This window comes from Croceibacterium atlanticum (assembly GCF_001008165.2).
GTDB classification, from domain to species: Bacteria; Pseudomonadota; Alphaproteobacteria; order Sphingomonadales; family Sphingomonadaceae; genus Croceibacterium_C; species Croceibacterium_C atlanticum.
Map to the genome: position 1 here is coordinate 2269459 of NZ_CP011452.2, position 15170 is coordinate 2284628.

11 protein-coding genes are annotated in these 15170 nt (G+C 62.1%); 6 read left to right on the plus strand and 5 right to left on the minus strand.

Going from position 1 to position 15170, the window contains the following annotated elements; translation table 11 throughout:
• Positions 1–172: 172 nt before the first annotated feature.
• A complete protein-coding gene (locus WYH_RS10710; protein ID WP_046903830.1) occupies positions 173–697 on the plus strand; it encodes a DUF2141 domain-containing protein in 525 nt (174 codons plus the stop codon).
• Positions 698–718: 21 nt separating this feature from the next.
• Here WYH_RS10710 and WYH_RS10715 read toward each other — a convergent pair whose 3' ends face one another.
• Both WYH_RS10715 and WYH_RS10720 read right to left on the minus strand, forming a co-directional pair.
• Positions 719–1621, minus strand: a complete 903-nt coding sequence (locus WYH_RS10715) for a hypothetical protein (RefSeq protein ID WP_046903831.1) — start codon at positions 1619–1621, stop codon at positions 719–721.
• Positions 1618–2640: a diacylglycerol/lipid kinase family protein gene (locus tag WYH_RS10720; RefSeq protein ID WP_046903832.1), complete on the minus strand. Its 1023-nt coding sequence runs from the start codon at positions 2638–2640 to the stop codon at positions 1618–1620. The genes WYH_RS10715 and WYH_RS10720 overlap by 4 nt, the downstream gene beginning before the upstream one ends.
• Positions 2641–2884: 244 nt before the next feature.
• Here WYH_RS10720 and WYH_RS10725 point away from each other — a divergent pair, with 244 nt between their 5' ends.
• A complete protein-coding gene (locus WYH_RS10725) occupies positions 2885–4078 on the plus strand; it encodes a M20 metallopeptidase family protein (RefSeq protein ID WP_046903833.1) in 1194 nt (397 codons plus the stop codon).
• A 58-nt stretch (positions 4079–4136) separates the two neighbouring features.
• On the opposite strand, the gene thyA is transcribed toward WYH_RS10725, so the two are convergent.
• The 3 genes from thyA to WYH_RS10740 all read right to left on the minus strand — a co-directional run bounded on the left by thyA (position 4137) and on the right by WYH_RS10740 (position 10596).
• Positions 4137–5033, minus strand: coding sequence for a thymidylate synthase (gene thyA / locus WYH_RS10730; protein WP_046903834.1), 897 nt, complete (start codon positions 5031–5033; stop codon positions 4137–4139).
• Between the two features lie 73 nt (positions 5034–5106).
• Complete coding sequence (locus tag WYH_RS10735; RefSeq protein ID WP_046903835.1) at positions 5107–7674, minus strand: phosphocholine-specific phospholipase C; 2568 nt, start codon at positions 7672–7674, stop codon at positions 5107–5109.
• Positions 7675–7767: 93 nt separating this feature from the next.
• Positions 7768–10596 carry a TonB-dependent receptor domain-containing protein gene (locus tag WYH_RS10740; protein ID WP_169780762.1) on the minus strand — a complete coding sequence of 943 codons (2829 nt, stop codon included), beginning with the start codon at positions 10594–10596 and terminating at the stop codon, positions 7768–7770.
• 327 nt (positions 10597–10923) lie between these two features.
• Here WYH_RS10740 and WYH_RS10745 point away from each other — a divergent pair, with 327 nt between their 5' ends.
• The 4 genes from WYH_RS10745 to WYH_RS10760 all read left to right on the plus strand — a co-directional run bounded on the left by WYH_RS10745 (position 10924) and on the right by WYH_RS10760 (position 15129).
• Positions 10924–11550 carry a helix-turn-helix domain-containing protein gene (locus tag WYH_RS10745; protein ID WP_053833539.1) on the plus strand — a complete coding sequence of 209 codons (627 nt, stop codon included), beginning with the start codon at positions 10924–10926 and terminating at the stop codon, positions 11548–11550.
• Between the two features lie 213 nt (positions 11551–11763).
• Positions 11764–13332, plus strand: a complete 1569-nt coding sequence (locus WYH_RS10750; protein WP_046903836.1) for an aldehyde dehydrogenase (NADP(+)) — start codon at positions 11764–11766, stop codon at positions 13330–13332.
• Positions 13333–13441: 109 nt separating this feature from the next.
• Positions 13442–14452, plus strand: a complete 1011-nt coding sequence (locus WYH_RS10755) for a family 43 glycosylhydrolase (RefSeq protein WP_053833540.1) — start codon at positions 13442–13444, stop codon at positions 14450–14452.
• Positions 14449–15129: a beta-xylosidase family glycoside hydrolase gene (locus WYH_RS10760; RefSeq protein WP_046903837.1), complete on the plus strand. Its 681-nt coding sequence runs from the start codon at positions 14449–14451 to the stop codon at positions 15127–15129. The genes WYH_RS10755 and WYH_RS10760 overlap by 4 nt, the downstream gene beginning before the upstream one ends.
• Positions 15130–15170: the final 41 nt, after the last annotated feature.

Genomic DNA, 15170 nt, shown 5'->3' on the forward strand with positions numbered 1-15170 from the left:
ACGGCGCCAAACCCCCAAGAAGTTGTTGAGTATTGGCTGACCGGAGGATTCAGCGCGAGTTCACGGCCATTGGAATATTCGAAAACTCAAATGGAACATTGCGCGAAACGGCAAGGATGAAACAGCCGGTTGAGCGCGGTGGCCGATACGCATCAAGATGAGTTGTCCAGTAATGCCCAACACTATCCCGAACGCCCTGCGCATCAGCGGACGCGCCGTGATGCTTGCGGCGGCGGCCCTCACCGGCCTTGCGGCGGCTGGCCCGGCGCAGGCACAGACGGAATATCGCCAGAAGATCAGCAACGACATGACCAGATGCCAGGCCGGCAAGCCTTCTGCGGTCATGGTCACGGTAGATGACATCAAATCTGCCCAGGGCACGATCCGTGTGCAGCTTTACCGCGGAACCAAGGCGGACTGGCTGGAAAAGGGGCGCTGGCTCTACCGGATCGAAGCGCCGGCCCGCGCGGGCACGATGACATTCTGCCTGCCCGCCCCCGGGCCGGGAACCTATGGCGTGGCCGTGCGGCATGACGTCAACAAGAACGGCAGCACGGATATCACGCAGGATGGCGGCGCAATGTCGAACAATCCCAGCCTGAACGTCTTCAACCTGGGCAAGCCCAGCTACAAGAAGACCGCTTTCGAAGTGGGCAATTCCGTGAAGTCGATCCGCATCCAGATGCGCTATCTCTGATAGCGGAAAAACCGCTGCGGTTCAGGCGCGCCCCGCCTTGCGCCGGGCGCGCCACAGGGTCCATGCAACACCGGGCGCAGCCAGAACCGGATGGTTTTCGCGCCAGGGAGTGACTTCGATCGCGATGCCTGTGTGGCGCTCTATCTTCCAGGCGGCATAGCGGGCCGCCCCTTCAAAAGTGGTTGTCGCCCGAATCAGCCGCACGATGTTGAGCGGTTTGCCAAGGCGGCGGCGCTTGCGCCACCAGCGGCGGATGCGGCCCTTTTCAGCCGCATTCATGCGCGGGGCGATGATATCGCCTTCCTGGGAGAAACCAATCCCCGCATCCCTTAGGGCCGAGGGCAGCAGCCCACGGAAATGCGCCCGGTTGGCGGACAGGATCGAATCTTCCCGGCCCGGCTTTTCCACCCGCAATTCCGCGCGATAGGTCGCCTGGAACAGGGCCCGCCAGTAATCTTCTTCGCTGCCCTGTTCCGGCCCCAGCGCCACAGCCAGACGGGCCGCCGTGCGCGCCGCCGCCGACAGCGCCCGGCGCACTTCGGCACCGCTTTGCGGATCGCGCTGCCAGACCAGAGCGCTGGGCTGGACGAAGCGGGCCCAGATCGTCGTATCGATCGTCTCGCCCCGCGCAGCGGCTGCGAATGTGCCGATTGTCATCGTGGCGATCTTCGCGCGCAGATCCACGCCATCATGGGTCAATTCGCGATAGGACACGCGCGGCCAGATACCGCTTTCCACCCCGCCCGGCAGCAGGACATAGAAATCCAGCACCCCTTCCAGTGACCCGGTCCGCAGGTTCGATCCGTAGAACAGCACGGCGAGCGCATTGCTGTCGCGCGCCAGAATCTCTGCGAAAGCGGAAACGTAAGGATGGATCGGCTGGTCGGGCGGCGCGCCGATCCGCGCGGCCACGCCCGCGCTCACGGTACGACGAAGCGTAGCTTGGGACCGAGCGACAGCTGGTAACGCCCGGCCGGGAACGCCTCGCCATCGAGAATGAAGCAGTCGGAAATGTCGATTTCCGCCCGTTCCAGGCCATGGGTGTGATAGCCCATGCGGCGCGTCCTTTCACCGACCCGGCCAGTCAGGATCAGGGGCACACGCAGCAGCAGGCCGAGACGGGAAGTGTCCAGCACGGCCATTCGCATGGTATCTTCCGGTTCGCGGAAAGGCCGCAGCCCGGCCGGAAAACGGCACAGGGTAGATGCGAAGACAAGATAACGCTCATCCTCGCGGCCATATCCGCTGTGTTCCAGTTCGCAGCCGTCTTCGCCGCGCAGCCGCATTTTCGTACCGCGGCGCCAGACATTGCCGGCACTGCCGAACAGGGCCTGCAGCAGGCTCCACAACGCAGTAACCACCACGGCCATGGAATTGAACGCACCATGGCGATGGGCATCCTGACCGAGGCTGATTGCCGCGGTAAAAGCGCCGGCTCCGAATACGAAACCCTGCACGCGCGCATCGGCATTGTCCCGCTGCGATATCACCAGTGGGCGGCGTTGCAGGCTGTTGCCGCCTTCCGCCGCGGCCAGCGCATCGGACAGGGACCAGTCAGTCGGCAAGCCAAGATCGGTCGCCAGAGCATTGGTCTTGCCATTGGGCAGAACGATCAGCGGGGGCCAGCTTTCGCCAAAAATGCCCGCACCACAGGTCAGGACATCGCGCACGGTCCCATCGCCGCCATCGACGACAATGTAATCGACCCGCTTTTCAGCAAAGCGGACGAGTATATCGCTGAGTTCGCTGCGCCGCGCCGGCATTTCCACCAGCAAGGTCGCGCGTCCCTTCCATTCGGGAAGCGGATCGCGATTGCGGTGGCTGCGCGCATTGCGGATAACACCTACCAGCGGCACGGCACGCACCGGCGCCTTCTGGACAGACGCGCCCTGGGGGCGCTCCACCTGGGGCAGGCTGTCAAAAAGATGGACGGTTCCGTGCATTTCCGAGGCCTTAGACAACCGCCCTTACTGATTGCTACGCATTTTATACAGATGTCTGAGCTGTGTCGTCCATCTGCAACAGTTTCAGCCACCTTTATACCACAGTTGCGGCTTGGCGTAGCCCATTGGGTCTACATAGACGCGGCCACGGGCGATTTGTGCGTTGCGTGATCAATTTTCAAGAGGCCTCTCGCCCATCTGAAATGCTGGCACGCCGATATGCGCTGCGATACAAGCGCGGCATATGCTGGCAGAACTCTTGTTTGAAGACGCGCGAGGTCTTGCCCCTCGAATCACCGCGCTACGCCGGGCGATCCACGCCGAACCGGAACTTGGGCTGCAGACGCCGCTGACCCTGCAAAAGGTAAAGGCGGAACTGGCCGACCTGCCGCTGGCATGGCGCGAAGGACCGTCCACCACCGGGGCCGTGGCCGTATTGCAAGGGGCGAAGCCGGGCCGGTCCATCCTGCTGCGCGGGGACATGGACGCCTTGCCGATGGATGAAGCGACCGGGTTGGATTTCGCTTCGACCATTGCCGGGCGGATGCATGCCTGCGGCCATGATACGCATACGGCGATGCTGGCGGGTGCCGCGCGGATACTCGCCAACCGGCGCGGCGAACTGGCCGGGGAAGTCCAGTTCATGTTTCAACCCGGCGAAGAAGGCCATCACGGCGCACGCTTCATGATTGATGACGGGCTGCTGGATCCGCTGCCCGATGCCGCCTTCGCCCTGCATATCATGCCCAATCAGCGCCATGGCCTGCTCGCCAGCCGTGCAGGCGCGCTGATGGCCGCCGCGGACGAGCTCGACATCATTGTCCATGGCCGCGGGGGCCATGCCTCCATGCCGCATCAGACACGTGATCCGGTGCCAGTGGCCTGCGAAATCGTGTCTGCCATACAGACTCTTGTGGCCCGGCGATTCGATGCCGCCGAAGCAACCGTGGTGACTATCGCGCGGATCGAAGCGGGTTCGACCCACAATGTCATCCCCGATCAGGCGTCCATGCGCGGCACGATCCGCACCTTGTCGCGCGAAAGGCGGGAGGAAGTGCATGAAGCCCTGCGCCACCTCGCCCAGGGCATTGCAGCCGCGCATGATTGCCGCGCCGAAGTGACCATCACCGAAGGCTTTCCGCCCACGATCAACGATGCACGCGCCGTGGACCTGGCCGAAGCAGTGGCTACCGAACTGCCCGATGGCGCGTTTGAACGACTGGCCAACCCGATCATGGGGGCGGAGGATTTCTCCTACGTGATCGAAAAGGTGCCGGGCGCGATGGCATTTCTGGGCGTGGCGGCCGAAGGCGCCGACTGGGCCGGATGCTGCGGCATCCATTCAAGCCGCATGATCGTGGACGAAACAGCCCTTCCCCGCGGTGCAGCCTACCTCGCCGCCTGCGCCGCGCACTTCCTTGAACGCGGCTGGGAATAACGCGCCGCAGCATTCCTGGGCCGTGGATAGCCGGACGAAACGTTCGCCCGGCCCATAACTACACCGCTACGTCAGCCTTGATTGCAGCGTGCGGATCATAGCCTTCCACCTCGAAATCCTCGATCCGGTAATCGTCGATGCTCGCCGCGTGACGCGCCAGTGTCATCCTGGGAAACGGGCGCGGTTCCCGCGCAAGCTGTTCCCGCGCCTGGTCCAGATGGTTGAGATAGAGATGCACGTCACCCCCGGCCCAGACCAGTTCGCCCGGGCGCAGGCCGGCCTGCTGGGCCAGCATCAATTGCAGGGCCGAAGCCCCCACAAAGTTGAAGGCCGCCCCCAGCAGGAGATCGACTGACCGCTGGAACAACAGGCAATTCAAACGCCCGTCGGACGTCACGTGATACTGATAGACCATGTGGCAGGGCGGCAGGGCCATCTCGCCAAGTTCGCCGACATTCCAGCCATGGAACAGCATCCGGCGGCTGGCCGGGGTTTCGCGCAACATACGCACCAGATCGGCAATCTGGTCATGCTCGCGGCCATCGGTGCCCAGCCAGCGCCGCCATTGCTTGCCATAGACCGGCCCAAGCTCGCCCCAGCGGGCGGCGAAGGACTCGTCTTCCACGATCCGCTGTTCGAAATCTTCCTGCGAAATATCCTCGCCAGTCGTCCGGCGATAAGCGTCCAGCGGCCAGTCGGTCCAGATGCGCACATTTTCACGCAGCAGCGGCCGGATATTCGTGCCGCCCGTCAGGAACCACAGCATTTCCTTGACCGCGGTTTTCCAGAAGACGCGCTTGGTCGTCAGGATCGGGACGGTGCCATCGGAAAGATCGAAGCGCAGCATGGCGCCGAAGACGGACCGGGTGCCCACACCCGTGCGGTCCAGGCGCTCGTCACCATGATCGAGGACCCGCGAAAGCAGGTCGAGATATTGATATTCTGGATGCAGCATGTTTCGCCTCCCGTGACAGGGGCGATAGAGGATGTTGATCGCCGCCTCCAGAGGCTGCGGAGCTTCTCGCCGGTCAGGGCGCGGCAGATGGAAGGCCGATCAACGGGTCGGAAATGCTGGGCAGGCCTGTTTCCACTCTTCCGGCATATCGCTGCAGGAAGTCCGGCAAAACGTCGACCGTGACGAGGAGATCGTACCAGCCGTGGCTTGCGCCCAGATCGACCGAAAGGCTGGAGCTCCCGCCAGCCGGCAGATCCATCACTTCATCAAATTCGAAATAGGAGGATGATCGTATCCTGACCGTCACCGGCCGGCCCGCCGGGTTCGTGACGAGGAATTTCAACAATCCGGCCTTTTTGTCCAATTCGGACAGGCCCGGCGAACAGGCTACTTCCGGCACCTGCCCCCGCGATGCCCCTCTGAACTGACGGAAAAATCCGTTGGGGCCGTAAACTTCCAGGTCATAGATATCTTCGGCAAATCTCCCGAGGTCGATTTCGTCACGCAATGTATCGCCTGCCTTCACGGCGTATGACGCATGGGCCACATTTGCCGGGACACCGGGCAGCTGATGGCTCTGGCTTCCGTCACGCACGCCATGAAGATACAGGTTGAACGGGGCGCCGGCTGCTTTCTCCGCGAACTGGCTGTTGCCTGCTGTCATGGCCAGCTCGAACACCCCGCGATCGGCGCAAAGCCGCCCCTCAACCGCCAGTTCATAGGGTAGCGGGCAGGCAGGCCTTATCCCTTCTTCCTGCCACAAATGCTCCCTCAACAGTCCGGCCTCGGCTTCGGGCGAGGCATAGGCGCTGCGATCGATCGTCTGAAAGCCGCGGGGAAGCGGTTTGAAACGTGCCCGTTCAATTGCGCGCACATGATTATCGCGGTCCAGGAAGGGGAACTGCGGAAGATCCGTCCTGGCGGGCTGAAAGCAGGATGTGAGATCACCGCTGATGGCACGCCGCCAGGTGGAGATTTCTTCCTGCCTGACATTCCTGCCGTGCTTCTGTTCGACGAAATGTTCGACGAACCGGATGATCGAACTATGATCGAACAGCTGCGAATTGACCCAGCCGCCCCGGCTCCATGGCGATGCGACGATCAGCGGAACACGATAGCCAAGCCCGATCGGTCCGTCCCGCACGTCCCGTTCCGCCGTGCCCTGAATGCGTTCATCCTCGGCATAGGCATATTCCGGGGCCGGATCGAGCCCGTCGGACACCTTGCCGGTTTCCGGCCGGCGTGGATCGCACGCCACAAAGGGCGGAACGTGATCGAAGAAGCCGTCATTTTCGTCGAAGGTGACGATGAAGATGGTCTTCTTCCACAATTCCGGATTGGCAGTGAGGATGTCCATCACTTCCGACACGTACCATGCGCCGTAAAGCGGGCGGCCGGGATGGGCGGAAAAGTTTGCCGCCGCCACCAGCCAGGAGACTGTCGGTAATGTGCCGCGCTCCGCATCCTGGCGGAACTGATGCAGCACGTCTCCCCTGGGGACCTGCAATTCCTGTTGCCCGCCATCCGCATCGAAATGGATGGTTTCCAGCTCCCGATAATGGGGATCGTCGCTATTCGTGGTGAAGACCTTCGAATGCATCGCGCGGTCATGCGCGTTCAGCTGTTCAAATTCTGCGGTGCCGTGGGCGCGCTTCTGCTCCAGCCTTGCATCCTGCGCGGCATAGGCCGCGGTCCATTCCCGAAGGCTGGCCGCTTCTGGAGAATCCGGCGGCAGAGCCATCAGGCGGCGTTCCAGTTCGGCCTTCCGCCTGCGCACACTGGTTTGCCATGTATCCAGCAGGCCCAGCGTATATTCCTTGTAGGCAGGGCTGAAACGGGGCTTCACCGCAGCGAAGCGTTCCATCGTGTTATCGCCGTCATTGCCCAGCCAATTGGCATCGGCGGCACTCAGCGGGCTCTCGCAATAGCTGTCGTTCTGATAGCATTTCCAGCTCACCCCCGCCTTTTCCAGGCGTTCTGGAAAGCTGGTCCATGCCAGCGCGCCGGGATGGGTCTGGCCATTCTTCAGATAGGCGAGCGATCCTGTTTCGTGGGGTTCCCTGACCGTCCCCGACCACATGAACAACCGATTTGGGGCCGTTTCCGTCAGACTGCCGGCAAAGTTCTGGTCACAAACCGTAAATGCGTCGGCCAGCGCATAGTAAAAGGGCAAATCCTCGCGCGTGTGATACGCCAGCGTAAGGGGAACATCGGGAAAGCGGTGGCTGGTCTTGGCGGAAACCCAGTTATTATACGTGCCGCCATTCCATGCATCGAGATGGTCGGACCGCGCATGCGGCGTGTCCCCCATCCAGGTTACATGCGTATCCGTCAGGCTTACGCGCCAGGGCAGGCAGGCCTGGCCATCCCGGTCGCGCTGGATGAAAACCGATGCGCCGTCCCCCTGGCGGATGGTGCGCCGGTCATTGAAACCGCGCACACCCCGCAAAGTGCCGAACAGGTGATCGAAGGATCGGTTCTCCTGCATCAGGATAACGATATGTTCGGCATCCAGATAGCTCGTTCCCGGATCGGGCGTGATCGCCATCGCTCTTTGTATGGAAGATGGCGCGAAACCGGATGCGCCCGCCGCTCCGGCCAGCAGGACACTGTTCTTCAATAGACTACGGCGGGTTTGCATTGGCCCTCTCCTGGCAGTCCCGCAGATTGCGGCCGCCCGATCGCAAAAGGGGAGAGCTGCCGGGCATGGCGCGGCAGCTCTCCTTTCGGCAGGTCAGAAGTTGAAGCGGACGCCGGCCCTGAACATCCGGCCGATCAGATCGTAATAGGTGGCAGACGATCCATAAGGGGCGCTGCCGATACCGGGGCCGCTGCCGACGACCGGCGGCGCCTTGTCCGCCAGATTGTCTATCGCGAGATAGAGTTCCGTCGTCTCCGACATGTCGAACCCGATAAACGCATCCAGATACAGGGCGCCGTCGATCCGGTTCCTGTTGGTCGTGGGGTTTTCCGGCGTCGAGGCCGGGCAATTCGCGGCGCATTCGATGCCGTTGGTCATATAGACGCCCGAACTTAAGCCGCGGCCCGTCAGCGATGCCGTCAAGCGGTCATCCCGATAAGTGCCCTGTACCATGTACTGCCATTTCGGAGTCCCGCCATTATTCGCCCCGAGGCTCGAACTCGGCGCCGCGACGCCATTGTCCGATTGCGCCCGGGTGTAGCGGGTGGCGAGGCCGCGCAAGGTGAAGTTCCCGCCGAGCGAGGAAGAAAGATCGGACAGTTCCAGGCTGTAGGCAGCCTCAAAATCCATGCCGCGAACGGACCGGCGCGCCAGATTGACCGGGCTGACATAGATTTCGGTAATGAGGCCGGCGGCATTGCGCTTGATAAGGCCGCACAGCGTCGTGTCGCCCCGATAGCATTCGTTCAGGATCGTGCCCGCGCCAACCGTGGCCACTGCATCCTTGACCTTGATATCGAAGAAATCGACCGAGGCGGAGAAGCCCGGTGCGAAGTTCGGTTGCAACACCACGCCGATATTCAGCGTATCGCCTTTCTCGGGCTTGAGGCCCGGATTGCCGGACCGGATCTCGAAATAGCTTACGGGTTCGTTGTCACGGAACGGGTCGGAAATCAGGTAAGTGTTGGTCTGGCCCGATGCGTAGAGTTCGGAGAAATTGCCGGCGCGAATATCGCGCGAGCGGGTTGCACGCAGGCGAAGGCCGTCAACCGGTTCGTAATTGGCGCCGATCTTCCAGGTCGTGACGAAGCCCGAAGTGCTGTAATCGGTCCCGCGGATCGCGGCATTGATGCTCAGTTCCTCCGCCCAGGATTCACCCAGCGCCAGCGGAACGACCGTTTCGAGAAATGCCTCGGTCACATTGTATTTGCCGTTGATCGGCTTGTAATTCCCCGCCCAGTAGCTGTTGACCAGCGACAGCTCGTCAACATGGCTGCGCAGCTTTTCCCGGCGGTGTTCCACACCCGCCGCAACCGATACAGGCCCGGCCCATGTCGCAAAGGGTTCGCCATCCAGGCTCGCGGTGAAAATGTCCTGGGTCAGCGTTCCGCGAAGCCGGTTGTCACCCAGAACATGGTTCTTGGCGGCGTCGGAAACCGTGCCGGTGCCCAGTATATTGAACGGAACGCAGCCGTCATTGGGGTTGGTGAGGGTCGACCGGCAGACGATGACGCCATTCTCGTCCCGAACGGAATCGATACCACCGCGATATCGGGCAGTGATCGCGGCATTCGATCCGTTGAAGATCTTGCTCACATTGCGGTTGGCGGAAATGTCCCAGCCCCAATCCGTGCCGAACAGATCAAGCCCACCCGTGAAGCCGAGCAGATAGCGGTATTGGCTGCGCCTGGTATCCGTCTGGATCCCGCCGAGATCGGCATTCCAGCTCCCCACGTCCAGGCTCGTCAGCCCGAGTTCGTCCATCCGCAGGCCGATTTCTTCGGGCAGGAAAGCATTGTCGCGCTGAATGGTGATCCCGCCAAAATTGAACTGCGGCGTGGAACGCATGGAAGTGCTGGCCCGGCCATAGGAAAACTGGCTGTATGCCTCCACCCGATCGGACAGCTGATAGCTGAGCCGGGCGAACAGACTCTGGCGGGAAATGCGGGGGTCCATGTCCTGGATGCCCTTGCCGAAATCGGTATATTCCCAATCACCGCCGGTCATGAACGGATCGAAGACCGTATCCCCCATGTTCAGCTGGGCCGGTACGCCGTTCTCGCCGAAATACAGGCCCCGCAAAGGCCCTTTGGTAACGATGGCGCCGGGCGCGATGGTAGAAAAGCCCGTATTTTCCAGCACCAGCCATTCAGGCTGGCCGTTATCGGCCGTATAATCCGGATTTCTGAAACGCTTGGCGCCCGTGTACCAGGACCGCGGCAGGCCATCCAGGCCGGCGCTGAAGGCGTGTTCTCCGCTGATCAGGAAATGGCCGCGCCCATCCCCGAAGGATGTTCCGGCAGCCAGCCCGATACGATAGTTTTCGTCATCGCCATGGGTGGTGATCCCGCCCTGCACATCCCCCTTGATGCCGGTAAAATCCTTGTCCAGCACGAAGTTGACCACGCCGGCCACCGCGTCGGAGCCCCATGCTGCCGAGGCACCGCCCGTCACGATGTCCACCCGTTCCATCAACAGGTTCGGCATGAAGTTCACATCGACAAGGCCGGTATTGATCGTCGCCACCGGGACGCGCTTGCCATCCAGCAGGATCAGCGTGCGCTGCGGCCCGAGATTGCGCAGGTTCAACGCGTTGATCCCGGTGCCGCCATTGCTGATCTGGCCCAGATTCGTCCGCGGTGTCGCGCTGCCGGCCAGGGCCGGGAGCCGATTGACCAGATCGGCGATATTGTTCGGCGCATTTGTCAGTATTTCCTCTGCGCCCAGCACTGTCGTGGGCGTCGGGGCTTCGTAGCCGTCGCGGACAATGCGCGACCCGGTGACGACAATGCTTGCAGCATTCTCTTCGGAAGAAGGCACAGCATCCTGCGCGGCGAGGGAACCGGGCAAGAAGGCAGCCACGAACGCGGCAATGGCTACTGAACTTGTCGACAAGCGCAACTTACTGCTGGAAGCAGTCATCGGGATTCCTCCGTAGTAACTGGAACATGCTGCAGATCCGTCCGCCCGTTTGGGCATGTCCGGTTTTCCGCCGCCTCATCAGGTTGACCGGGCCACTACCGGGGGAGTGAGACAGTTTGATGAAATGGAAAATATTTTCCGTTTCGGAAAATCGAGGGTATCGCCTTGGCAGGCTCCGCCGAAATCGATTAGACCAAGGCCCTGCACATCAGGGCCGGACTCCCGCCCCCGCGGCACTGGTTCGCGGATCGTTTCCAGGCCGATTCCGGGCGGAATTTCGGGCCGGGTTCGGGAATACAAAAGGCGGCCGGACTATCGGGGAAGGGTGTGAACAAGAATAATATATCCGATCCACGGCCCGGCCCCGGCGAGGCGTTGAGAGCGATCCGCGCCGAGCGCGGCTGGACCCTTGCCGACGTGCATGAGAGGACCGGGCTCGCGGTTTCGACACTATCGAAACTCGAAACCGGGAAGGTGGAGCTTAACTACACCAAGCTGATGAAGCTTTCCGCCGGGCTGGGCGTGGACATAGCGCAGCTGGTTCAGGCGCCCGAAACACCCGAACATCCCGAAACGGGGCCATCACTTCCCAAGGCATCCGGCTGGCGCGCGATCACGCGGCAAGGGGAAGAAGCAACCCTGTCAGATGGATCCTATTATTACGAACTGCATGGAACGGAACTGAACCAGCGCAACCTTCATCCCATGGTGATTGAAGTTAAGGCGAATTCGCTCGAAGAGTTTGGCGAATATGTCAGGCATGAAGGCGAAGAATTCACCTATGTCCTGGAAGGAAGCGTGGAATTCCACAGCGAAATATATGCCCCCACCACACTGAATGAAGGCGATTCGATCTATTTCGACGCGGGAATGGGGCATGCGTGGATCAAGGCATCGTCGGGCCGATGCAGGATATTGGCCGTATTTACCGGAGAAGCCCACCATCACAATTGATGCCCTGCATCGGTGACGGCGGGCGCAGGCGTCTCCTGCAATCAGCCCTGGAGGCGGGTGTCCTGTCTCACAAGTAGCGGATGGAGATCTTCCCCTGCTCCATCCCACGGTTGCATGGCCGGCACATTATGGTAGCGCTACCGTCAATGAAAAGCGGCGATGGCACGCATGGTGCCATGCGCGGCGCAGACCACATTGCTTGGGAGCTTTCCTATGACGATCACCGGGGAAAATTTTGTTGCTGGCGTCCGCCGCCCAAGCAACGAGAAATTCAGGGCAAGGGATGCTTCGTCGGGCGAGGAATTCGGCGAGGAATTTGCTGCCGCGAGCAAGGATGACGTGGCCGATGCCTGCTCCGCCGCAGCGGAAGCGCAATGGGAATTCGCCGCCCTTCCGGCAGCGGCAAGGGCCCGCTTCCTGCGCAAGGTTGCGGACCGGATCGATGCACTGGGTGAAACGCTTACCCGCCGGGCCATGCAGGAAACCGGACTGCCCGAAGCCCGGCTGACCGGCGAACGGGGCCGCACGGTCGGACAATTGCGGCTGTTTGCCGATGAAGTGGAGGAAGGCGGCTGGCTCGATCTGCGCATAGACCATGCCGATGCCGGCCGCACGCCGCCAAAGCCTGATCTGCGCCTGCGCAAGATACCGCTCGGCCCCGTGGCCGTATTCGGCGCAAGCAATTTCCCGCTGGCATTTTCTGTCGCCGGAGGTGACACGGCAAGCGCCCTCGCCGCGGGGTGCTGCGTCGTCGTCAAGGCGCATCCCGCCCACCCCGGCACATCGGAACTTGTCGCCGGGGCCATCGCCCAGGCCGTTGCCGAAGAAGGGCTGCCGGCAGGCGTCTTCTCGATGCTTCACGGGCCTTCCAACGCCCTTGGCGAAGCGCTTGTCACCGATCCGCGAATATCGGCAGTGGGCTTCACCGGATCGCGTTCCGGCGGGCTCGCCCTGATGCGCCATGCCGCCAGCCGCCCTGTTCCAATCCCCGTCTATGCGGAAATGAGCAGTGTGAATCCGGTCATCATCCTCCCCCACATCATGGCGCAATCCGCCGAAGATCTGGGACGGGCCTATGTCGGATCGCTGACCATGGGCGTGGGCCAGTTCTGCACCAATCCCGGCATCGTCCTGACCCTTGGGGGCGAACCGTTCGACCGCTTCATCTACAATGTTGCGCAGGCCATCGCGGAAGTGCCCGCCAATACCATGCTGACGGGCGGGATAAGCGACGCCTATCGCGCGGGAAGCCAGCGCCTTGGCGGGTTTGACGGCGTCAGCCTGGTGGGCATGGGAGGTGACGGCACAAGCCTTTGCGGACAGGCGCAGGTCTATACGTGCGATGGCACCAGCTTCGCCGCCCAGCCCGACCTTGCCGATGAAGTATTCGGCCCGGCATCGCTGGTCGTCCGGTGCGACAGCATGGAGCAGATGCGCGAAATCCTGGGCAACATGGAAGGCCAGCTGACCACGTCACTGCATATGATCCCGCAGGATTACGAGGCGGCGGGACGGCTGATGCCCGTTCTGGAAAAGCTGGCAGGCCGCATCATCGCCAATGGCTGGCCAACCGGGGTCGATGTCACACATGCGATGGTCCATGGCGGCCCGTTCCCCGCCACTTCTGACGGACGCAGCACCTCTGTCGGGACGATGGCGATAGATCGGTTCCTTCGTCCGGTGTCCTATCAGGATATGCCGGACGAGCTTTTGCCGGAGATGCTGCGCGGTCACGGGGCGAATATCCCAGTCAGGATCGACGGCAAGCGGCAGTTCGGCTGAACCGCCCCGCCAGCGCCCGCCAGTACCCGATCGCACTTTGACAGATCTATTTGTCGGAGTAAAAGAACGGCATTAACAAGACCTCGTTTGATGGGTTTGGGGGAACGTGATGAAGGGATATCTTGCCGCCTTGTCCGGGCTGGCGGCCGCGGCGCTGGCCGGGTGCGCATCGGCGGCAGGGCCGGCGGACGATTCAACATACGAATATCAGGGCAATCCGCTGTTCCGCGATCTTCACACCGCCGATCCGGCGCCACTGGTGGTGGGCGACACGCTGTATCTTTATGTCGGCCATGATGAAGCTGCCGAAGGGCAGATGTTCAACATCACCGAATGGCTCGCTTTCTCGACCCGGGACATGAAGACCTGGACCGCGCATGGCGCGATCATGCAGCCTGCTGACTTTGGCTGGGCGTCCCGCGATGCCTGGGCCAGCCAGGTTCATGAAAAGGATGGCCGTTACTGGTTCTACACCGCTGTGGAACATGATCCGGATCAGGGTTCCCAGGGCAAGGCGATAGGCGTGGCCGTGGCGGATAATCCGCTTGGCCCGTTCAGGGACGCGCGGGGCAGCGCGCTGGTGAAGAACGAAGATACGCCCGGGCCGCATAACTGGGACGATATCGACCCCACCGTCTGGACCGAGGAAGATGGAACCAGCTGGCTGATCTGGGGCAATGCGAATTGTTATATCGCCAGGCTCGCGCCCGATATGATCAGCTTCGACGGGCCGATCCGGCAGATCGATCTTCCCGATTTCGAGGAGGGGCCATGGATCTTCAGGCGCGGGGACATGTATTATCTCGCCTATGCGAGCATGGACAAGACGATCAGCCCCGATGAACGCATTTCCTACGCCACGGCCCCATCCATAACAGGCCCGTGGACCTGGCGGGGGGAACTGACCGGCGCGGCGAAAAACAGTTTCACGATCCATCCCGGCATCGCGCAGTTCAGGGGCGATTGGTATTTGTTCTACCATGTCGGAACATTGGATGTCGGTGACAGGAAAGGTGGCCTTGGCCGCCGCGCCGTGGCCGTGGAACGGCTGACCTTCGACGAAAACGGCCTGATCAATCCGGTTGAACAGACCGATACGGGCATATTGCCGCTGCCATGATGCGGTCGGCCCTTCTTGCATTCCTGGCGCTGACGTCATCCGCGACCGCGCAGGACCATCCGGTCGCGATTTTCGACCGGTTCGATCTGCGTTCGGACCTGGCAGCGGACAGCCCCGCGCAGGAAAACCGGGCGGCAGATCCCGCCACAGCTTCCGCCGACTGGTGGCAATTGACCGATGGAAAGCTGGCGATTTCGGCCAGCCGGGAACCGCTATGGTCCGCCCGCCCGACATTTCTCGAATTCCCCGTCGATGGGCAGGATTTTTCCGCTACCGCCCTGCTCGATTACGCGGAACTGGCGGCAGGCGACGTGGCGGGCCTGGTCGCACGCCAGGATGCGGACCAATGGATCAGCATCCAGGTGGAGCGCATCGAACCGGCGGACCTTGTGGCCGTGCGTGTGCGGGCTGGAAAATCGAGCCCGCCAGCGGGAAAGCTGGTCTTCACCACCGCGCTCCCCGGCACGTTCAAGCAGCGCGTGAAGCTGCGCATCGACGCCGATGACGGCCGCTATCGATTGCTGTTCGCGCAAGAGAACGGGCTCTGGCAGATCGTGGCCGAAGACGTGACCGGGCCGTTCCCGCCAGCCGCCCCGGACGCGCAACCGCCGGCCATATCGGTCGGTCCATTCGCCACCGATGGGGCGGACAGGCTTTCTGCCGCCGATCGGCACTGATCCGCTGTCCATAACGAAACCCGGTCCGAAAGGGATATTCC